Origin of the sequence: Vibrio sp. 779(2023) (genome assembly GCF_033344285.1) — a bacterium.
Lineage (GTDB): Bacteria > Pseudomonadota > Gammaproteobacteria > Enterobacterales > Vibrionaceae > Vibrio > Vibrio alginolyticus.
Genome location: NZ_JAWPOM010000028.1, coordinates 29,845 through 51,721, shown reverse-complemented (window position 1 = coordinate 51,721; position 21,877 = coordinate 29,845). Strand labels below are relative to the sequence as shown.

Annotated in this window: 17 protein-coding genes and 1 pseudogene; 11 read left to right on the top strand and 7 right to left on the bottom strand. The window is 45.4% G+C overall.

Going from position 1 to position 21,877, the window contains the following annotated elements; translation table 11 throughout:
* The 4 genes and pseudogenes from R8O70_RS22710 to R8O70_RS22695 form a co-directional block, all read left to right on the top strand.
* A pseudogene (locus tag R8O70_RS22710) lies at window positions 1-71 on the top strand (elongation factor Tu); the annotation flags it as partial.
* 331 nt (window positions 72-402) lie between these two features.
* Window positions 403-591 (top strand): (2Fe-2S)-binding protein, encoded by a 189-nt coding sequence (locus R8O70_RS22705; protein ID WP_005381360.1) that lies wholly within the window; start codon window positions 403-405, stop codon window positions 589-591.
* 93 nt (window positions 592-684) lie between these two features.
* Window positions 685-1,161 carry a bacterioferritin gene (bfr, locus tag R8O70_RS22700; RefSeq protein ID WP_005381359.1) on the top strand — a complete coding sequence of 159 codons (477 nt, stop codon included), beginning with the start codon at window positions 685-687 and terminating at the stop codon, window positions 1,159-1,161.
* 206 nt (window positions 1,162-1,367) lie between these two features.
* The gene (locus tag R8O70_RS22695; protein ID WP_005381358.1) at window positions 1,368-2,645 is read left to right on the top strand and encodes a malic enzyme-like NAD(P)-binding protein; all 1,278 of its coding nucleotides are present in this window, start codon (window positions 1,368-1,370) and stop codon (window positions 2,643-2,645) included.
* A gap of 112 nt (window positions 2,646-2,757) precedes the next feature.
* Here the strand turns inward: R8O70_RS22695 and metJ are convergent, their stop codons facing one another.
* Window positions 2,758-3,078 carry a met regulon transcriptional regulator MetJ gene (gene metJ / locus R8O70_RS22690; RefSeq protein ID WP_005381353.1) on the bottom strand — a complete coding sequence of 107 codons (321 nt, stop codon included), beginning with the start codon at window positions 3,076-3,078 and terminating at the stop codon, window positions 2,758-2,760.
* 225 nt (window positions 3,079-3,303) lie between these two features.
* Here metJ and R8O70_RS22685 point away from each other — a divergent pair, with 225 nt between their 5' ends.
* The 3 genes from R8O70_RS22685 (at window position 3,304) to metF (ending at window position 8,053) form a co-directional block, all read left to right on the top strand.
* Window positions 3,304-4,464 (top strand): O-succinylhomoserine (thiol)-lyase, encoded by a 1,161-nt coding sequence (locus R8O70_RS22685; protein WP_258624162.1) that lies wholly within the window; start codon window positions 3,304-3,306, stop codon window positions 4,462-4,464.
* A 15-nt stretch (window positions 4,465-4,479) separates the two neighbouring features.
* Entirely contained in the window at window positions 4,480-6,888 is a 2,409-nt protein-coding gene (locus R8O70_RS22680) for a bifunctional aspartate kinase/homoserine dehydrogenase II (protein ID WP_053304153.1), read from the top strand.
* Between the two features lie 262 nt (window positions 6,889-7,150).
* Window positions 7,151-8,053 (top strand): methylenetetrahydrofolate reductase, encoded by a 903-nt coding sequence (gene metF / locus R8O70_RS22675; RefSeq protein ID WP_005381345.1) that lies wholly within the window; start codon window positions 7,151-7,153, stop codon window positions 8,051-8,053.
* 70 nt (window positions 8,054-8,123) lie between these two features.
* Here the strand turns inward: metF and R8O70_RS22670 are convergent, their stop codons facing one another.
* The 3 genes from R8O70_RS22670 to argE all read right to left on the bottom strand — a co-directional run bounded on the left by R8O70_RS22670 (window position 8,124) and on the right by argE (window position 13,131).
* The gene (locus tag R8O70_RS22670; RefSeq protein ID WP_005382791.1) at window positions 8,124-8,663 is read right to left on the bottom strand and encodes a PadR family transcriptional regulator; all 540 of its coding nucleotides are present in this window, start codon (window positions 8,661-8,663) and stop codon (window positions 8,124-8,126) included.
* Window positions 8,664-9,088: 425 nt separating this feature from the next.
* Complete coding sequence (gene ppc, locus R8O70_RS22665; RefSeq protein WP_086047071.1) at window positions 9,089-11,722, bottom strand: phosphoenolpyruvate carboxylase; 2,634 nt, start codon at window positions 11,720-11,722, stop codon at window positions 9,089-9,091.
* A gap of 272 nt (window positions 11,723-11,994) precedes the next feature.
* Window positions 11,995-13,131 (bottom strand): acetylornithine deacetylase, encoded by a 1,137-nt coding sequence (gene argE, locus R8O70_RS22660; RefSeq protein ID WP_005381335.1) that lies wholly within the window; start codon window positions 13,129-13,131, stop codon window positions 11,995-11,997.
* A 144-nt stretch (window positions 13,132-13,275) separates the two neighbouring features.
* Between argE and argC the strand changes: the two genes are divergently transcribed.
* The 4 genes from argC (at window position 13,276) to argH (ending at window position 18,509) form a co-directional block, all read left to right on the top strand.
* Entirely contained in the window at window positions 13,276-14,280 is a 1,005-nt protein-coding gene (gene argC, locus R8O70_RS22655; protein ID WP_005381334.1) for an N-acetyl-gamma-glutamyl-phosphate reductase, read from the top strand.
* Window positions 14,281-14,301: 21 nt separating this feature from the next.
* The gene (gene argB / locus R8O70_RS22650) at window positions 14,302-15,093 is read left to right on the top strand and encodes an acetylglutamate kinase (protein WP_005381333.1); all 792 of its coding nucleotides are present in this window, start codon (window positions 14,302-14,304) and stop codon (window positions 15,091-15,093) included.
* Window positions 15,094-15,177: 84 nt separating this feature from the next.
* Window positions 15,178-16,392, top strand: a complete 1,215-nt coding sequence (locus tag R8O70_RS22645) for an argininosuccinate synthase (protein WP_005381332.1) — start codon at window positions 15,178-15,180, stop codon at window positions 16,390-16,392.
* A 242-nt stretch (window positions 16,393-16,634) separates the two neighbouring features.
* Window positions 16,635-18,509, top strand: coding sequence for an argininosuccinate lyase (argH, locus tag R8O70_RS22640; protein WP_258645758.1), 1,875 nt, complete (start codon window positions 16,635-16,637; stop codon window positions 18,507-18,509).
* 194 nt (window positions 18,510-18,703) lie between these two features.
* Here argH and R8O70_RS22635 read toward each other — a convergent pair whose 3' ends face one another.
* The 3 genes from R8O70_RS22635 to R8O70_RS22625 all read right to left on the bottom strand — a co-directional run bounded on the left by R8O70_RS22635 (window position 18,704) and on the right by R8O70_RS22625 (window position 21,749).
* Window positions 18,704-18,985: a DUF3624 domain-containing protein gene (locus tag R8O70_RS22635; RefSeq protein WP_017633527.1), complete on the bottom strand. Its 282-nt coding sequence runs from the start codon at window positions 18,983-18,985 to the stop codon at window positions 18,704-18,706.
* Window positions 18,986-19,357: 372 nt separating this feature from the next.
* Window positions 19,358-20,830 carry a dihydrolipoyl dehydrogenase gene (locus tag R8O70_RS22630; RefSeq protein ID WP_047104141.1) on the bottom strand — a complete coding sequence of 491 codons (1,473 nt, stop codon included), beginning with the start codon at window positions 20,828-20,830 and terminating at the stop codon, window positions 19,358-19,360.
* 190 nt (window positions 20,831-21,020) lie between these two features.
* Window positions 21,021-21,749, bottom strand: coding sequence for a redoxin family protein (locus R8O70_RS22625; protein ID WP_005382781.1), 729 nt, complete (start codon window positions 21,747-21,749; stop codon window positions 21,021-21,023).
* Window positions 21,750-21,877 lie beyond the last annotated feature (128 nt).

Genomic DNA, 21,877 nt, shown 5'->3' with positions numbered 1-21,877 from the left:
GTCTACGTTTCGCGATCCGTGAAGGTGGCCGTACAGTAGGTGCTGGTGTTGTTGCTAAGATCTTCGACTAATTCATAACGAATTAAACGAAATCTTGCACTGTTCTTCTTTTTGAAGAAAGCGCATCGAAAAGGGAAGCTTAGGCTTCCCTTTTTCATTTCTAGATTACATTTAGTTATAAGTGTTGAAATAAAAGACGTCACTTTTTCGATTTAAAAACAGAGTTTTACCGGCTTTGTTTCTTAACGCTTTTACTCACCCCTCTTAACCCTTTGATCTTTTCCTGCAGCGGTAAAATCGTTATAACCAAATATTCTGAGCGGACACCATAATGCGACTGGTAACAAGAACTATTCTTGTTTATATTGTTTGTCACAGATTAGTTTTATAGGTTTTTTGAGTATGTACGTTTGTCTTTGCCATGGTGTCTCCGACAAAAAAATTAGGAAGTTGGCGATAGATGAAGGCGTAACAGATATTAAAGGAATCAAAAAGTGCACGGCATTGGGCAGCCAATGTGGTAAGTGCATCAGACAGGCCAAGGAAATTTTAGCGGAAACTAGTTACACGGAATTTAAACAAGCCAGCTAATTGCTGTAAGTATGCAGTAATTATTTGCCTTACATTTTGACACCTTCTCATTTGCTTCTACATTTAAATGAAGCCAAAGAGGAGGGTTTTGTCATGAAAGGCGATCCAATCATCATTCAACATCTCAATAAAGTGCTCGGTAACGAGCTCGTCGCTATTAATCAATATTTTCTTCACGCCCGAATGTATAAAGACTGGGGCTTAAAGCACCTAGCAGACAAGGAATATCACGAATCTATCGATGAGATGAAGCATGCCGATCATCTAATTGAGCGTATTTTGTTCCTTGAAGGCCTACCGAACCTACAAGATTTAGGTAAGTTGATGATTGGTGAAGATACCAAGGAAATGCTCGAGTGTGACTTAAAGCTTGAAATGGCGGCTATTCCAGATTTAAAAGATGCGATTGCCTACGCTGAAGACATTCGAGATTATGTGTCTCGAGATCTCTTCCAAGATATTCTTGAAGATGAAGAAGAACATGTTGATTGGCTAGAGACGCAACTTGGCTTGATTGAAATGTCTGGTATTGAGAATTATCTCCAAGCGCAATACGTGGACGAAGAGTAACGATACTTTCTAAGTTTGCATACTCCAATAATAGTAAGAAGAAAGAGCACCTGACTCGAAAATCGGGTGCTTAACCCCGTTATCTGGTCTAATCTCTTTTATTATCGGCTTTTTAAGGATATTGCTCGCAATCTTGCCTATGAAGTTTGATTTCTATCCGATAGAATTTATGCCCCCTTACCTAAAAATAAAAAAGAGAAACGTCCATGTCTGAAGACAACCACCAAGCAGCCACTCCAGAAGAAGAACATCGCCAAAAAGCATTGGATTACCATGCTTATCCAACTCCAGGAAAGATTGCTGTCGAACTGACAAAGCCTGCGGAAACGGCGGGTGATCTTGCCCTTGCATATAGCCCTGGTGTTGCAGAGCCAGTGCGTGAAATCGCACAAAACCCGGATAACGTGTACAAGTACACTGCAAAAGGGAACATGGTTGCTGTTATTTCTAACGGTACCGCTATTCTAGGTCTAGGTAACCTAGGTCCACTTGCATCTAAGCCAGTGATGGAAGGTAAAGCGTTACTGTTTAAGCGTTTTGCAGGTCTTGACTCTATTGATATTGAAGTTAAGCACCGCACGATCGATGAATTTGTTGATACTGTTGCGAGCATTGCAGACACTTTTGGCGGTATCAACCTTGAAGATATTAAAGCACCAGACTGTTTTGAGATTGAAAAGCGTCTGATTGAACGTTGTGATGTACCAGTATTCCACGATGATCAACATGGTACTGCTATTGTAACGGCAGCGGGTATGCTGAATGCAATCGAACTTCAAGGTAAGAAACTTGAAGATTCAACAATTGTTTGTCTTGGCGCTGGCGCTGCCGCTGTAGCGTGTATGGAGCTTCTGATCAAATGCGGCGCAATGCGCGAAAAAATCTACATGCTAGATCGCAAAGGTGTGATTCACACTCGTCGTGATGATCTTAATGAATATAAGCAGCTATTTGCGAACAATACAGATAAGCGCACACTAGAAGACGTGATTGAAGGTGCAGATCTGTTCCTAGGTGTATCTGGTCCAAACCTATTGCCAGCGGAAGCGTTGAAGTTGATGGCAGATAAGCCAATCGTATTCGCATGTTCTAACCCGGATCCTGAAATCAAGCCGGAACTTGCTCACGCAGTTCGTGATGACTTGATCATGGGTACTGGCCGTAGTGATTATCCTAACCAAGTTAACAACGTATTGTGTTTCCCATTCATTTTCCGCGGTGCTCTTGATGTGCGTGCAAGTGAAATCAATGATGAAATGAAACTTGCAGCCGTTGAGGCGATTCGTGAGCTAGCAAAAGAGCCTGTACCTGAAGCCGTATTGAAGGCTGCAGGTGTTGATAAGCTAGAGTTTGGTGCGGACTATATTATTCCAAAACCAATGGATTCACGTTTGCTACCACGTGTTGCAAAAGCGGTTGCTCAGGCGGCGGTTAATTCAGGTGTAGCTCGTATCGAGATGCCTGAAAACTACATGGCAGAGTAATATATCTTTCAGATGTGATACACAAAAATGGGACGCTATTGCGTCCCATTTTTTATGTCATTCATTTGGCTCGAGGCAAGAGTTATTACCTGAAACCTCTTATCAGGCTTTTTTATTCTTCGTCGAATGACTCAAATTCGATGCCCATTTCCGTCATCAGCGCTTTTACTTCTGTTGGAATATCATCAGGACGGTCTTTACGAAGGTCTTCATCTGTCGGAAGTGGCTGACCTGTGTACGCGTGCAAAAATGCCTCGCATAGCAATTCACTATTGGTTGCATGGCGTAAGTTATTGATCTGACGGCGAGTACGCTCATCAGTTAGCACCTTTAAAACTTTTAGCGGGATAGAGACGGTAATTTTTTTTACTTGTTCGCTTTTTTTGCCGTGCTCTGCATATGGGCTAATGTATTCGCCATTCCAGTCAGCCATTGCACACCTTCATTTATGTAATCGGTTAAAAATAATTTAGGTGCTGATTTTAGCTGCATTTACCGCCATAAGCAAAGACATATAGACGTCTAGAAGTGTTGACGTCTCATTTTTTGACGAGTAAAGTGAACATAACAGCAAAGGAAGCGTGTTGATCACTTTATGTTACTCACTAGATATAGCGCATTCCTATTTAGAAGTCATTACCCGTGAAAGGATACACCCATGAGCACTCGCAAACCTGCGACCATTGCAGTACGCACTGGTATTGAATCAGACAGCCAATATCATGCTGTCGTTCCACCTATTTATCTTTCCACTAACTATGGTTTTCCTGCTTTTGGTGAAGTGCCCAAGTATGATTACACACGATCTGGTAATCCAAACCGCGGACTGTTGGAAAGTGTGCTATCTGAACTTGAGTCTGGAAAAGGAGCGGTTGTTACTAACTGCGGTACGTCGGCATTAAATTTATGGGTTTCCGCTTTTCTCGGCCCAGATGATCTCATTATTGCTCCTCACGATTGTTATGGTGGTACCTATCGTCTTTTTAATACCCGAGCTAACAAAGGCGATTTTAAGGTTCAGTTTGTCGATCAATCAGACGAACAGGCTTTAGATGCTGCATTGGCACAAAAACCAAAACTCATTTTGCTAGAAACTCCGTCAAACCCTCTGGTTCGCGTAGTGGATATTGCAGCTACTTGTGAAAAAGCGAAACAAGTCGGCGCGTTAGTTGCGGTGGACAATACCTTTTTGACACCCGTGTACCAAAAACCTTTAGAGCTAGGTGCGGATTTTGTTATCCACTCCACAACAAAGTACATCAACGGTCATTCGGACGTAATTGGTGGGGTAATCATCACCAACACAGAAGCGCATGCAGAAGAGCTTGCATGGTGGGGCAATTGTATTGGTGCAACGGGCACACCTTTCGATAGTTATATGACGCTGCGAGGTATTCGTACGCTTGGTGCTCGTATGAAAGTACATGAAGAGAGCTCACAGCAGGTACTGGCTTACCTACAGAAACAAGCGTTAGTTAAAACTATCTATCATCCAAGCCTGCCGGAACATCCAGGTCATGACATCGCTAAAAAGCAGCAAACGGGCTTTGGCTCTATGTTGAGTTTTGAGTTTGCTGGTTCGTTTGAACAGTTAAAGGTGTTTGTGAAAGAGCTCCAACTGTTTTCATTAGCAGAGTCATTAGGTGGTGTAGAAAGTTTGATTTGCCACCCAGCATCCATGACGCACCGTGCAATGGGTGAGGAGGCGCTGGCGGAGGCTGGGGTCTCTCATCAACTATTGCGTTTGTCTGTCGGTTTGGAAGATGCACAAGACCTCATCACAGATTTAGAACAAGCGTTCGCTAAAGCTACCCAGTAATAGGAGACGATAACAATGACTGTACAACGTCAGCTGCATAAGTTTGGTGGCAGTAGCTTAGCAAACCCAGAATGCTACTTACGCGTTGTGGGTATTCTCAAGGAGTATTCGACAGAAAATGATCTGGTGGTCGTCTCTGCTGCAGGAAAAACCACTAACCGCTTGATTGAGTTTTTGGAAGGGTTAAATAAAGATGGCCGAATTGCGCATGAAGCGCTTCAAAGCTTAAGACAGTTTCAAACTGAGCTAATAGAAAGCTTGTTGGAGAGTGAAGCAAAAGAAGAGCTGTTAGCTTTATTACATGATGAGTTCAGTACTCTCTCGGAGCTGACTGCACCACTCACTAATGCGCAAAAATCTGCGGTACTGGGACACGGAGAAGTATGGTCTGCTCGCCTATTGGCCGCGTTATTATCTCAACGTTCTATCCCTGCGGTTGCACAAGATGCACGAGCGTTTTTACGTGCAGAAGCGGGAACTCAACCAGAGGTTGATCGCGCTCGTTCATACCCTTTAATTAAAGAGATCCTCGCGCAGCATAACCATAAACGTGTGGTAATTACTGGATTTATGGCTCAGAACGAGGCAGGAGAAACCATTCTACTTGGTCGTAACGGCTCTGACTATTCTGCAACGGTCATAGGCGCGCTTGCTGAAGTCAGTACTGTCACGATTTGGAGTGATGTTGCTGGTGTCTATAGTGCCGATCCACGTTTGGTGTCTGACGCTTGTTTATTACCGTTACTTCGATTGGATGAAGCCAGTGAACTTGCTCGCTTAGCTGCCCCAGTGCTACACAGTCGTACGCTTCAGCCTGTGGCGCAAAGTACCATGGACCTTAATCTCAAGTGTAGCTATCTGCCAGAGTCGGGTTCTACTCGTATTGAGCGTGTATTGGCATCTGGTCGTGGCGCTAAAATTATTACTTCACTGGATGATGTTTTATTGGTGCAATTGTCTTTCATGCATGGGCACGACTTCGAAAAAACACAGAGTGATGTATTACAAGCGTTGCAGCGCGCGCAATTAGAGCCACTGGCATTTGAAGCTCAATCCGATCAGCACACGCTACGCTTGGCTTACACCGCAGAAATCGCCGGTGGTGCATTGAAACACTTGCAAGAGCTTGCGGTAGAGGCAGAAATTAAGCTAAAAGAAGGTTACTCGCTCTTAGCTGCGGTAGGTGCAGGCGTTACGAAAAACGCCAATCATTGCTTTGGCTTTTATCAGAAGCTAAAGCACTCTCCGGTAGAATTTATCTCTGAAACAGACTCAGGACTGAGCCTAGTCGCTGTTTTGCGCCGTACTGATACCGAGACGTTGGTTCAAACGATTCATAGCCAGTTGTTCCAAGCGCAAAAACGCGTGGCAGTGGCTTTATGTGGCAAGGGTAATATTGGTTCTAGTTGGTTAAATTTATTTGCGACGCAAAAAAGTGAGCTCGAAAAACGTCATGGTATGAGCTTTGATCTTGTCGCGGTTGTGGATAGCCAAACCTATTGGTTCGATGAGCAAGGTATTGAGGCGGCGAGTGTTGCTGAACGATTTGATGATGAAAGCATAGCCAACAATGGGGATTGGCTGGCACGTTTGGGAGCGCTTAAAAGCTATGATGAAGCCGTCGTGCTTGATGTTACCGCGAGTAAAGAGTTAGCTCAGCGCTACGTAGAAATCGCACAGCAAGGCATTCATTTGATTTCCGCTAACAAAGTGGCCGGTTCCGCAGATAGTCAGTACTACCATCAGGTTCAAGATGCATTCGCTAAAATTGGTCGTCATTGGCTATACAACGCAACGGTTGGTGCTGGGTTACCGATAAACCATACCGTGCGAGATCTTCGTGAAAGTGGGGATGAAATCGTCGCTCTATCGGGTATTTTCTCGGGGACGCTATCATGGCTGTTCCAACAGTTTGATGGTTCTGTGCCATTTAATGATTTAGTCGATCTTGCTTGGCAGCAAGGTTTAACCGAACCTGATCCTCGTTCTGATTTAGATGGCTCCGATGTAATGCGCAAGTTAGTCATCTTGGCTCGAGAGTCGGGCCTAGATATAGAACCAGACAGCGTTAAAGTTGAGTCTTTGGTGCCAGAAGAATTAAGAGAACTGAGCTTAGATGATTTCTTCGATAATGGAGCGTTGTTGAGTGAAATACTTCAAGAGCGTCTGACAAAAGCACAGAGAAACGATCAAGTGCTTCGCTATGTGGCGCGTTTAGAAAAAAATGGTAAAGCAACGGTGGGAGTCGAAGCGTTATCTCGTGAGCACGCGCTCGCCAACTTATTGCCATGCGATAACATTTTTGCCATAGAGAGCAAGTGGTACAAAGATAACCCTCTGGTCATTCGAGGACCAGGCGCAGGCAGAGAAGTGACAGCCGGCGCTATTCAATCCGACCTCAACCGATTGGCTGGTTTATTTTAAAGTTGCGATTGACCTAAAAACCCTGGAATTAATCCAGGGTTTTTTATTCCCCTATCAGTGCCATACTGAAGTCATAACCCGTGCAAAATGGCGAGATGATGCTCAAGTAGAAACTTGAACTATCTTCATTATTAACTTGAGAAAAATTCATAATTACAAGGTTGACATTAAATCGTATTCAATACATTCTGTAGACATATAGACGTCTAAACGTCGATTTTAAGGATTTGTTTTCGTGGCGGAGTGCCGCAGGGAGAGTAAGATGGGATATACGCACGCAGGCCATATCGACGCCTTGAACCAGAATATTGCTGAGTTATCAGATAACATCAATGTATCGTTTGAGTTTTTTCCGCCAAGCAGCGCTAAGATGGAAGAAACACTTTGGAATTCAGTGCACCGTCTTAAAACGCTTCAACCTAAATTTGTTTCTGTGACTTACGGTGCGAACTCCGGCGAGCGTGACAGAACACACTCCATCATTAAAGAAATTAAAGCCACAACCGGATTGGTTGCCGCTCCCCATCTCACTTGTATTGATGCGACTCGTGAAGAGTTGATTAATATTGCCGATGATTATTGGAACAATGGTATTGAAAATATCGTCGCTCTGCGTGGTGATATTCCTCCAGGTGGCGGTGCGCCTGATATGTATGCCTCGGATTTGGTTGAGCTGCTGAAATCACGCCACGATTTCGATATCTCCGTTGCTGCATTCCCTGAGGTTCACCCTGAAGCTAAAAGCGCTCAGTCTGACTTATTGAACCTAAAACGTAAGGTAGATGCAGGTGCAAACCGTGCTATTACTCAGTTCTTTTTTGACGTTGAGTCTTACCTGCGATTCCGTGACCGTTGTGTCGCAGCAGGAATTGACGTAGAAATTGTGCCAGGAATTTTGCCTGTATCGAACTTTAAGCAAGCGTCTCGCTTTGCGGCACAGAACAATGTGAAAGTACCAGGATGGATGAGCAAACAATTCGATGGCTTGGATGATGATCCGGTGACTCGCCAGCTTGTAGGAGCTAGCCAAGCTATTGATATGGTGCGTGTACTGAGTCGTGAAGGGGTTAAGGACTTTCACTTCTACACACTAAACCGTGCAGAGATGACTTACGCGTTATGTCATACGTTGGGTGTTCGTCCTCGCGCAGTAGTCGGTGCGTAAATCTGGTTTCAAAAAGATAAAAGGCTTGCCAAGTGGCAAGCCTTTTTCGTTTTATCAAAGCAAAAGGAGTTTAACCAATCACTTCAAGTTCAGTTAGAACTTCTTCTGCCCAAGTGATCCAAGTTTCACGTAACAGTAGGTTACGGCGAAGCGTTAGACGTTCTAGGCGAGCTTGTTTATCTAAAGTTGACGGCGTTGCGTAGTAAGCCGCTTCAATTTCTTTGTAGTGAGAAACCAGTTTGCGAGACTCTTCAACTAGCTCGGCGAGTTGGTCACGGAATGGAGCCGCTGGTTGAACGGCACATGCCATCAATTTCGCTGAAAACTCATCACGAACTGTTGGGTGTGCAGTTGGTTGATCAAACCACTCTCCTAAAGCGCTGCGACCAGCGTCTGTAATGGAGTAAACCTTGCGGTCTGGTTTGCCTTCTTGGGGTTCTAATACGCAAGTAACCAGTTCTTTCTCAGCCATTTTGTTGAGTTCACGGTACACCTGTTGGTGGCTTGCTTTCCAGAAGTAACCGATGCTAGCAGAGAATTCTTTAGTGATATCGTAACCGGTTGCGTCGCGAGTGCTAAGAACAGTTAAGATTACGTGTGGTAATGACATGTCTTCAATCCAAATGGTCAATAAACTTGTAAACAAGCTACTTATACTTTCAGCTGCGCTCTTACTGGCACTTGAGTTTTTTAATGTATAAGTAGCACCAACAATGTTGGTCCTGTCACCTTAAAGCCGTTTATCACCTAGAGAGATGGGGAGTCCCATCAAGGCTGGAGCAGGTATGATTGGATTTATGAGCTCTCAGCAGGCAAGTAGTATATAAATAATAAGCATGAAGTGGAATAGTAGGACAAAATTACCCTAAAAAACTAACATAATAATCAATAGTGTTAACTTGTGGTTTTTTGTTCTTTTATTTTGGTATTTTTTGGGTCTATTATGGTTTATTTGACTGCTTTTGTTTTGGTGCGATTATCCTGTGATAAAAAAAAGCTGAGCATTTGCCCAGCTTTTTATTAAAAATGAAATGATTAGCCTGTGTTACGCATACCAGCAGCAATACCAGCAATCGTCACCATCAACGCTTCTTCCAAGTTTGCAGAGGCTTCTTCGGTTTGACGCGTGCGGTATAGTAGCTCTGCTTGTAGCATATTCAATGGCTCAACGTAGATATTGCGTAAGCGAATAGACTCGAGTCCCCAAGGGTCATGCTGCATCAAGTTTTCATTGTTCTCTACATTCAGTACCGCTTTGATGTCTTCTTGAAGCTGAGCACGAAGTTTTTCACCGAGTGGACGGAGCGACTCATCCACCAATCGCTCATCGTAGTAGCGAGAGATATCAATATTACACTTCGAGTACACCATTTCCAGCATGCCGAGACGAGTTGAGAAAAATGGCCATTCGCGGCACATCTCTTCGAGCAATGCTTGGTGGCCTTTATCGATCGAGTATTGAATCGCTTCACCTGCGCCTAGCCATGCAGGAAGTACCAAACGGTTTTGACTCCATGAGAAGATCCACGGGATTGCACGTAAGCTTTCTACTCCGCCCTTAGGGTTGCGTTTTGCAGGACGAGAACCAAGTGGCAACTTGCCGAGTTCGAGTTCTGGTGTTGCTTGGCGGAAGTAAGGCACGAAATCTGGCTCGCCACGAACCACATTTCGGTAAGACTCACAGCTTACTTCTGATAGCACTTCCATCAAGTCGCGCCATTCTTGTTTTGGCTCCGGTGGCGGTAACAAGTTGGCTTCCAGAATCGCACTTGCGTATAGGTTAAAGCTGTTTACTGCGACATCTGGGAGACCCAGTTTAAAGCGGATCATCTCGCCTTGCTCTGTTACACGTAAACCGCCTTTCAAGCTTTTTGGTGGTTGCGACAAAAGCGCAGCATGCGCAGGTGCGCCACCGCGACCGACTGTGCCCCCACGACCATGGAATAGAGTTAGCTCAACGCCTTCTTCTTCAGCCACTTTAACTAACGATTCCATCGCATGATACTGAGCCCAACCTGCAGACATAACACCTGCATCTTTCGCTGAGTCAGAGTAACCAATCATGACCATCTGGTGGTTTTGGATAAAACCACGGTAAAGGTCAATCCCCATAAGCTGCTTGATGACCGATTCCGCGTTGTTCAAATCGTCTAGCGTTTCGAACAGAGGACACACATCCATGCGGTAAGGGCAACCAGCTTCTTGTAGCAGTAGATGAACGGCTAGTACGTCAGAGGCGGTACGTGCCATTGAAATAACGTAAGCGCCAAACGCTTCACGCGGTTGTGCTGCAACAATCTTGCAGGTATCCAAAACCTCTTTGACGGGTTCAGACGGTTCCCAATCACGAGGGAGAAGCGGACGTTTAGATGCCAGCTCGTTAGTTAGAAAAGCAATCTTATCTTGCTCATTCCATTGTTCGTAATCACCAATACCTAAGTAGCGAGTTAGTTCAGACAAGACGTCCGAGTGACGCGTGCTCTCTTGGCGGATATCAAGACGTACAAGATGGATACCAAATGCTTTTACGCGGCGTAGTGTATCCAGTAATGAGCCGTTGGCTATTACACCCATGCCACATTCGTTTAGTGACTGGTAGCAGGCATACAACGGTTCCCAAAGTTGCTCGACTTTTTGCAGTGGTGCTTTAACGGCCAGTTTTTGACCGTGGATCTTAGCATCGAGAATATCTTTGGTTTCATTGAGCAGAGTGCGTAATTGCTTCAGGATCGCACGGTATGGTTCGTGCTGATCTTCGCCAGCAAGCTCACGGACTTGATCGTTTGAAACTGTCATAGACAGCTCGCTGATCAACTCGTTGATGTCATTGAGATAAAGATCGGCGGCTTTCCAACGAGACAATAGTAAGACTTCACGCGTAACGTTGTGAGTAACAAACGGGTTACCGTCACGGTCACCGCCCATCCAAGAGGAGAAGTGCACTGGGCGAGCATCAATGGGTAAACCTTCTCCAAGGTAAGATTTTAGACGGTCATTCATCTCACGTAGGAAGTCAGGTACTGCTTCCCATAGCGAGTTTTCAACGACCGCAAAGCCCCACTTTGCTTCATCCAACGGAGTAGGGCGTTGTTGTCGAATCACGTCTGAATGCCAGCCTTGGGCAATCAGTTGCTCTAGGCGGCGTTCGGTTTTTCTGCGCTCTTTAGAAGAAAGATCGCTTAGCTCCAACTTTGATAAGCACTCGTTTATCTTGACCAGTTTGTTGATCATCGTACGGCGCGTAATTTCTGTTGGGTGAGCCGTCAATACCAATTCAATATTTAGATCACGAACCGCTTGGGCAGTGTCCAGTTTGCTCACATCGTTTTGTACCAGTTTAGAAAACAGCGAGTTAATCGCGTCTGGCTCACAAATGTGCTCTTCACAATGGCGTGAAATCGTGTGGTATTGCTCAGCGATATTGGTGAGGTTTAGAAATTGGTTAAACGCGCGAGTAACGGGCGTTAGCTGCTCATCAGGTAGATGTTTGATTTCTTCGATCAAGCTGTCCCTGTCTGCTTGATTCCCTGCTTGAGCTGATTTGGATAATTTACGAATGGTTTCCACTTTCTCGAAGATTTCTTCGCCATGGGCATCGCGAATGGTGTTACCCAATAAGTGGCCTAACATGCGCACATTACTTTTGAGTGCGGCGTATTTCTCGTTCATTGTCGTCCTGCCTCGTAAAAAAACTACATCCATTGTCCTTGTTAAGACTCCAATCTAGCGAAAAGCACCAGTTATAGTCAAATAAAGCAGACTAAGTTTGCAATTATTCCGCTGTCTCCTGATTTAGAGCAAATTTACGGCAGCCATAGAGTAAGAAGTGAAAATTAATTACAAAATAACAAGTTAAATAAGTGTTAAGACTAGCGCTAAATTGTGAAGATAAAAAGATGCAGCTCAATCGAGCTGCACAGACTTTTGAGCTTAAACGCGTATTAACAGCAGTACTTGACCATCGCCTTTGAAAGCACATCAATTGTGGGGTCGATAAAGTCGAAGGATAGAAACTCATCCGGTTGGTGGGCTTGGTCGATTGACCCAGGGCCGAGCACCAAGGTTGGACACAACTGCTGTAGAAATGGTGCTTCAGTACAGTAGTTCACGGTTTCTGAACTGGTTTGGCAGATCTCTTCAACACCACCAATAAATGGGTGGTCATGTTGGCATTCGTAACCTGGAATAGGCTCATGCAATGGAATAATCTCCAGTCTCCCAGGCCATTTCGCTTCGACTTCTTTTAATGCTCCGCGCAACATGTTCTCTAAACCATCAAGACTAATGCCGGGAAGAGGACGCACGTCGTAATGCAGTTCGCAGCAACCACAAATACGGTTAGCGCTGTCACCACCATGAATGTGTCCAAGATTTAGGGTTGGGCTTGGAATGGCAAAACCCGGATGGTGATATTCTTTAATCAATTTGTCACGCAGTTGCATCATGGCGAACATGACTTCATGCATGATCTCAATAGCGTTAACGCCAAGCGCTGGGTCCGATGAGTGACCGGACTTGCCTGTTACGCGAATGGCATTTGCCACATGCCCTTTATGACCTCGAATTGGTACAAGGCTGGTGGGTTCACCAATGATGCAGTAATCCGGCTTAAATGGGGCGTTTGCTGTGAAATGTCGCGCGCCCAACATGGTGGTCTCTTCGTCACAAGTGGCTAATACGTAAAGTGGTTTGCTCTGCTTGCTCCAATCGACTTTCTTCACTGCTTCATAAATAAAGGCGAAAAAGCCTTTCATGTCTGCTGTGCCTAAACCGTAGAAGCGGTTGTCTTTTTCCGTCAGTTTATGCGGATCAAAATTCCATCGCCCTTGATCGAATGGCACGGTATCACTATGGCCAGCAAGTAAAAGGCCACCTTCTCCCTCTCCCATACGTGCGATCATATTGTGCTTGCCTGGCTCGACTTCGATCACTTCAACGCTAAAACCCAGATCTTTAAACCAAGATGCGAGTTTTTCGATGACTTTTGCATTGCCCTGATCCCAGCTCGGATCCGTGGAGCTGATAGAAGAGGTGCTGATGAGTCCTTCATAGACCTCTAGAAAAGTTGGTAATTGCATGGATTCTTCAAATCTCCTGTTGACAGACAGACCACAAAAATGTAAAACACATATTAAATCATATTTAATGAATAAAAAATCAAAATAAAGCAAAAATTAAATATGAATAGTCATTTGAGCCTTTAAGTATATGGATGTCACACAATGCTAAAAACCACGATTATTGGAGCCAGCGGTTACACCGGCGCAGAGTTAGCGTTAATGGTTAATAAACACCCACAACTCACGCTATCAGGTTTATACGTTTCCGCCAACAGTGTTGATGCGGGAAAGAGCATCGCGCAGCTGCACGGTAAGCTAGCGGGCATCATTGATATGCCAGTTTTACCACTAACGGATCCACTGCAAATCGCTCAAGAATCGGACGTGGTGTTTTTGGCAACGGCTCACGAAGTCAGCCATAATTTAGCCCCAACTTTCTTGGAGGCAGGCTGTCAGGTATTCGATTTATCGGGTGCATTCCGTGTGAAAAGTGAAGGCTTTTACGACACTTTTTATGGCTTCGCACATCAACATAACAACTGGCTAGATAAAGCAGCATACGGCTTAGCTGAGTGGAACCAAGAATCAATAAAAACCACTCCTTTGATTGCAGTAGCAGGTTGCTACCCAACCGCTTCACAGCTTGCAATCAAACCTTTATTAGAACATGCGTTGCTCGATACCAACCAATGGCCAGTGATCAACGCAACCAGTGGTGTATCAGGTGCAGGGCGTAAAGCCTCCATGGTTAACAGCTTCTGTGAAGTGAGCTTGCAACCCTATGGTGTATTTAACCATCGTCACCAGCCAGAGATTGCTCAGCACTTGGGTTGCGATGTGATTTTTACTCCGCACCTCGGCAACTTTAAACGCGGCATTCTTGCCACTATCACCATGAAGCTTGCGCAAGGTGTGACAGAAGCACAAGTGGCACAGGCGTTTGAACAAGCTTATCAAGGCAAGCCTGCGGTGCGTCTTAAAGGCGACGGTATTCCACGTATTCAGGATGTCGAAAATACCCCTTTCTGTGATATCGGCTGGAAGGTACAAGGCGAACACATCATTGTGATTTCAGCTATCGACAACCTACTTAAAGGTGCATCGAGTCAAGCGATGCAATGTCTCAATATTCATTACGGTTACCCAGAACTGACAGCGTTGCTGTAGTCGTTGAAAGAGGGAAATGCGATGACGCAAACCAATCAAGCTCCTTTAGTCATTAAGTTAGGTGGTGCAGCTCTATCATGCACTCAAACCTTAAGCCAACTTTTTGGTGCCATTGCGGCTTACCAAAAATCGGCACAGCGACAAATCGCCATCGTTCATGGCGGTGGCTACCTAGTTGATGAGTTGATGGCAAAGCTTCAGCTTGAAACCGTTAAGAAAAACGGTTTACGCGTAACGCCTTACGATCAAATTCCTGTGATTGCAGGCGCGCTTGCAGGCACTGCGAATAAGTTACTTCAAGGTCAAGCGATTGCGGACGGTCTTAACGCTGTGGGCCTTAGCCTTGCGGATGGTGGTTTGTGTCTTGTTGAAGAACTTGACCCAGAACTCGGCGCGGTAGGCAAAGCATCACCGGGTGACTCAGCACTATTACAAGCGGTGCTAAACACAGGTGCACTGCCGATCATCAGTTCAATTGGTTTAACCAAAGATGGCCAGATGATGAATGTGAATGCTGATCAAGCAGCAGTCGCGGTTGCGGGCGCATTAGATGCGGAGTTAGTCCTGTTATCAGACGTGAGTGGTGTATTAGATGGAAAAGGCCATTTGATCAAAACCCTGTCAGAGCAGCAAGCTAACTCGTTGATCGATGGACATGTGATCACCGATGGCATGATCGTCAAAGTTAAAGCTGCTTTGGAGGCCGCCAATGATCTTGGCCGTCCAATTGAAGTCGCGACCTGGCGTTACCCAGAAAAATTAGCACAGTTATTCGCTGGTGAAAGTATTGGTACTCAATTCTTGCCTCAATAAGCATCAGCAAAAGAATTCAATATTAGGAAGTCGTAGTTGGCACTGACCGCCGAGCGCAGCGCCAGTTAAGTTTGGAGAAAAAACATGAGCAAAGTGAACGTAAATAAAGTGGTAGTCGCATACTCAGGCGGTCTAGATACTTCAGTAATCATCCCGTGGCTAAAAGAGAACTACGACTGTGAAGTAGTGGCTTTCGTTGCCGATGTTGGTCAAGGTGCCGAAGAGCTAGAAGGCATTGAAGCGAAAGCAAAAGCCTCTGGTGCTTCTGAGTGTTACATCGCGGACTTGAAAGAAGAAATGGTCGCAGACTACATTTACCCGACACTAAAAACCGGCGCGTACTACGAAGGTAAGTACCTGCTAGGTACATCAATGGCGCGTCCAATCATTGCTAAAGCGCAGGTTGAAGTGGCACGTAAAGTGGGCGCGGACGCACTGTGTCATGGCTGTACAGGTAAAGGTAACGACCAAGTACGTTTTGAAGGCGCATTCGCAGCACTAGCACCGGACTTACAAGTGATTGCACCTTGGCGTGAGTGGGACCTAGTGAGCCGTGAAGAGTGTTTGGATTACCTAGCTGAGCGTAATATTCCTTGCTCTGCGTCTCTTACTAAGATCTATTCACGTGATGCAAACGCATGGCACATTTCGACGGAAGGCGGCGTTTTAGAAGATACGTGGAACGCACCAAACGAAGACTGCTGGGTGTGGACTGTCGACCCAGAGCAAGCGCCAAATGAAGCGGAATACGTCACGCTGAAAGTAGAAAAAGGTGAAGTGGTCGAAGTTGATGGTGAAGTGATGACACCATACAACGCACTGGTTTACCTAAACGAGAAGGGCGCTAAGCACGGTGTTGGCCGTATCGATATCGTGGAAAACCGTCTTGTTGGGATGAAGTCTCGTGGTTGTTATGAAACACCGGGAGGCACCATCATGATGGAAGCGCTGCGTGCTGTAGAGCAGCTTGTGCTAGACAAATCATCATTCGAATTCCGTGAGGAGCTAGGTCTAAAAGCGTCTCACCTTGTATACGATGGCCGTTGGTTTACGCCACTATGTAAATCGATCCTTGCCGCTTCAGAAGAGCTAGCGCAAGACGTTAACGGTGAAGTGGTTGTTAAGCTCTACAAAGGTCAAGCGACAGTGACGCAAAAACGTTCTGACAACAGCTTGTATTCAGAAGAGTTCGCGACTTTTGGTGAAGATGAAGTTTACGACCAAAGCCATGCAGGTGGGTTTATCCGTCTTTACTCGCTATCAAGCCGTATTCGTGCATTGAACAGCCAGAAGAAATAATCCCTTAACATCCATCTCGGATTGAATAAAGACCCGCCATTTATAGGCGGGTCTTTTGGTTTCTAAAAGCGGGTATCTAAAGTTAGTTTGAATATATATGTAAAAATATTGAATTTATACTTTATTTTTTATCGAAATTGCCGTAACGTTGACCCATAAGAAAAAGTGAGCAAATGACCATCAAATTGGTTACTACTCATTCGAGAACGTTAGAGTAAGCAATAGTCATCAGGAGAGACGCAATGGCATTATGGGGCGGAAGATTTACCCAAGCGGCAGACACCAGATTTAAAGAGTTCAATGATTCGTTGCGTTTTGACTACCGATTGGCTGAGCAAGACATCGTAGGTTCAATCGCATGGTCTAAAGCTCTGCTTTCTGTTGATGTGCTATCGGCAGAAGAACAGCAGAAACTGGAACTTGCTTTAAATGAGCTGAAGTTAGAAGTGATGGAAGACCCTCACCAAATTCTTCGCTCTGATGCAGAAGATATCCACTCTTGGGTTGAACAGCAGCTAATCAGTAAAGTGGGAGATTTAGGTAAAAAACTCCACACTGGGCGTTCTCGGAATGACCAAGTCGCCACAGACTTGAAACTTTGGTGTCGTCAGCAAGGTCAGCAATTATTGATTGCTTTAGATCGCCTACAAGCACAAATGGTCCATGTTGCTAAACAGCACCAAGGCACCGTATTGCCAGGCTATACTCATCTTCAGCGTGCTCAACCTGTAACCTTTGCTCACTGGTGCTTGGCTTATGTTGAAATGTTCGAGCGTGACTACTCTCGTCTGAATGATGCCTTACAGCGTCTCGACACTTGTCCACTTGGCTCGGGTGCGTTAGCGGGAACGGCTTATCCGATTGATCGCGAACAATTAGCACATAATCTCGGTTTCCACCGTGCTACGCGTAATTCACTCGATTCGGTTTCAGATCGTGATCATGTGATGGAACTGATGTCGGTGGCGTCGATTTCTATGCTTCACCTTTCTCGTCTTGCAGAAGATATGATCTTCTACAATTCAGGCGAGTCAAACTTCATTGAGTTAGCGGATACGGTGACATCTGGTTCGTCATTAATGCCACAGAAGAAAAACCCAGATGCACTTGAGTTGATCCGTGGTAAGACAGGGCGTGTCTATGGCGCATTATCGAGCATGATGATGACAGTTAAAGCCTTGCCATTGGCGTACAACAAAGACATGCAGGAAGATAAAGAAGGGTTGTTTGACGCTTTAGATACATGGAACGACTGCATGGAAATGGCAGCTCTGTGTTTTGACGGTATTAAAGTGAATGGCGAGCGCACACTAGAAGCGGCGAAACAAGGTTACGCAAACTCGACTGAGTTGGCTGATTACCTAGTGGCGAAAGGCATCCCATTCCGTGAAGCTCACCACATCGTCGGTGTCGCGGTCGTTGGTGCTATTGCTAAAGGCTGCGCGCTGGAAGAATTGTCTCTGCAAGAGCTAAAAGCCTTCTCTGAGGTGATTGAAGATGATGTGTATGACATTCTGACTATCGATTCGTGTTTGGAAAAGCGTTGTGCTTTGGGGGGTGTTTCGCCTCACCAGGTCGCTTACGCGGTAGAACAAGTGGATAAGCGCCTGAGCCAGCGTGACAGCTCGGCGGTGAAAGTGCGTCCTGCACGTTTGACGGACATTGAAACGTTGGAAGGTATGGTTGCTTACTGGGCGAACCTTGGTGAGAATCTTCCGCGCTCTCGTAATGAGCTCGTGAGAGATATTGGCTCTTTCGCGGTGGCTGAGCATCATGGTGAAGTGACGGGTTGCGCTTCTCTATATGTGTATGACTCAGGATTGGCTGAAATACGCTCTCTTGGTATCGAAGCGGGCTGGCAAGGCCAAGGGCAGGGCAGTGCGATTGTGAACTATTTGGTTGAGAAAGCGCGCCAGATGGCGATCAAGAAAGTCTTTGTTCTAACGCGAACGCCTGAGTTCTTTATGAAGCAAAGCTTTTTACCGACATCGAAGTCATTACTGCCGGAGAAAGTTCTGAAAGATTGCGATCAGTGCCCACGTCAACATGCATGTGATGAGGTAGCGCTTGAGATCAATTTAATGGAGCAAGTGATCCAAAAAACGCATGTGGCATGAACTGAAGTTGTGGAGTGATTTTATTAGCATTCAATGACATAGTCATTTTCCTGTTTACTTACATCAGTATTCGCTAAAAAAATCGAAAAAATTTGGAACCTTTGAGAGGAAGCCCGGTCTATTAAAGTACCACTGCTTTTTCTTAGAAGAATCTAAGAGAGCCCCAGAACTGACATTGGTTTTGGGGCTTTTTTCTATCTGTCACTTTTCTCTTTTTTATTCGCCTTTTTTTGTCCCCGTCGACGCTGCCAAGGCAAGATGACAAAACGCATCCATAAGTGTAAAAACAACAAAACGTTGAAAGCGAAGCCGGCAAAGATCAAAGCGATCGACTCGATGCTTTGTGGATCATCTTTGAGCGTAAACCACCATACAATCCAACACAGTACAGAAAGTACCGTCAATTGATCCAAGCATCGTTGGCAACGTCCAAGTTTTTTCCAAAACCAATGTTCTTCGCAGCGGCGACAAGTCATAGTGTTTTCCAAACCATTAGTGTTGCTTCAGATTATATATCTAACTAAATGGTGGAAAGCGTTTCTTACACGGGCTTAGATCGCCATGATACAACCAAAAATGGAAAGTTAGCTTTGTAAAAGCTTTGTGGCACGTAATTGATGTATGGTGCGCTGTCAGTCTTTAACAGGAAATATAATGATGTCGACAGAGTTGAAACTTGCGCTGAGTATCGCTGGTGGGTTCTTTATGATCGGTGTTGTCGCGATTTGTATGGTCAGCCGCTATGCAATGATGGCAGCGTAAGAGAGATTTCATTGCACCGAAGTAGTAAAGCAAAGCCTCGTTGATGACGAGGCTTTGCTTTATATTTAGATAGAAGCCTGAAAGCGTTAGCAGCCAGGGCCGCAGTCAAGACAATGTTTCACCATTTCTGGCCCTAAGTGTAGTTTTGCATTCAAATCACGTAGAGCGGTGCGGACGCCTTCTTCAATCACTGGGTGATAGAAGGGCATATCTAACATCTCAGAAATCGTCATCCTATTTTGGTGCGCCCATGCTAAAAGGTGAGCAAGATGCTCTGCATTCGGGCCCATCATTTCTGCACCTAAAAAACGTCCAGTGCCTTGCTCTCCGTAGACATGCAGAATGCCTTTATTACGAAGCATGACGCGCGAACGTCCTTGATTTTCAAACGAGACTTCACCGGTTGCGAAACATCCACATGTGCCTAGACGTGTTTCTAGTTGTTTATATGTTTCGCCAACCATAGCAATTTGAGGGTCGGAGAACACGGCTGAAATTGGTGAGCGACGCAGACCCGCACGAATATCTGGGAAACGGCCTGCGTTGTCTCCAGCAATACGGCCTTGGTCAGCGGCTTCGTGCAGCAGTGGAATTTGGTTACTTGCATCACCTGCGATGAAGATGCTCTCTACCGAAGTTTGCAATGTGTAGTGATCCGCCGTTGGTACGCCACGTTCATCGAGAGCCACATTGGTGTTCTCGATCGCCAGCTTATCGACGTTTGGACGACGACCCGTTGCGGCCAATACGTAATCGACAACGAAAGTTTCTAATTCACCATCATGGTTGATGAATTGGATTTCGACCTTGTCTTCGCCGTCATTGCCTGACGAAGCAATGCGTTTCATGCTTTCGACTTTTACATCTGCATCAAGGTAGAACTCTTCCTTAAAGGCTTTATCTGCATACGCCATCACCTCTGGGTCTGTCAGTGGGCCCACTTGTCCTCCAAGGCCAAAGAGCTTCACGTTTACTCCTAGGCGGTGTAAAGCCTGACCCAATTCAAGGCCGATGACTCCTGGGCCAAATACTGCCACTGACTCTGGTAAGTCATCCCAGTCAAATACATCATCGTTAATCACTAGGCGATCACCCAGTTCATTCCAAGCTGCCGGATATGCTGGACGAGATCCTGTCGCAATAACAATGCGCTGTGCGGTGACCTGAGTATGATCATCTATGATGAGAGTGTGGTCATCGGCAAACTTCGCGTAGCCCGATAGTTTGTCTTCAGCGGGAATATCATCGACACTTTCAAGCACAAAGCCAACAAAACGATCGCGTTCGCGCTTTACACGATCCATAACTTCTCGTCCGTTAATTCGTACTTCACCTTGCGGGTGTATCCCAAATCCAGGTGCTTTTTCGATTTGATGAACACTTTCTGCTGCCGCAATTAACAGCTTAGACGGCATGCATCCGACACGAGCACAGGTTGTTCCGTAGGGACCGCCCTCAATCATTACCACGCTGTTGGTATGAGCTTTTGCTGCTCGATAAGCACCAAGACCAGCCGTCCCGCCACCAATAATCGCTACGTCGACATTAACTTGTTTCATCGTGAACTCTCGCTTTTGTTCTAAGCCAAGCTAGCTACATTGAGCTTGGAGAGTGAATTGGATAGTTGAATCTGGATAAGTAGTCACCTTATTGGCAGATAACTACTTATCTAGACTAGTAGAAGAAGTGGTTTAGGGTTGGCCTCCGAGCCAAAGGCACCGGAGACCGAGGGTGTAGGCTATGGACAGCTTAGCCTAGATACGCTTCTAGCTCTTCGCTACCGCCGATGTGCTTGCCACCGATAAAGACTTGTGGAACAGTCGTGCGACCAGATATAGCTCGTAGACTAACTGTTGTTGCGTCTTTACCCAGAATCACTTCTTCATATTGAAGACCGTGGTCAATCAGATTTTGTTTCGCTTTCATACAGAAAGGGCAGCCTGGTTTAGTGAACACCGTGATGGATTCTTGCGTTTTGTAGTCAGGCGCTATGTAGTTCAGCATCGTATCTGCGTCTGACACCTTGAATGGGTCGCCTGGTTCGTTTGGCTCAATGAACATTTTTTCCACTACGCCATCTTTTACTAGCATGCTGTAACGCCATGAACGTTTGCCAAAGCCGATGTCGTTTTTATCCACTAACATACCCATGCCATCGGTGAATTCACCATTACCATCCGGGATGAAGGTAATGTTTTCTGCTTCTTGGTCTTGTTTCCATGCATTCATCACGAACGTATCATTGACCGAGACACAAATAATCTCATCAACTCCGTGCTCTTTAAATACAGGGAACAATTCGTTGTAACGAGGTAGATGGCTTGATGAACAGGTTGGAGTAAATGCACCCGGTAAGCTAAATACGATAACGGTCTTACCTTTAAATAGCTCATCGGTCGTTACATTCACCCAAGAGTCACCTTGACGAACTGGAAAAGTAACTTGAGGGACTTGTTGACCTTCTTTAGATACAAACATAATGATTTCCTTTAACTATTTTAAATTATGCGTATAGAGCTTAGCGTTTTTCGTCGCTCTGTTTCGTTTTGTTGAGCCCATTATTGTAAAAATCCTTTGATAGCTCTAATCGTTTGGTGTTATGGTTT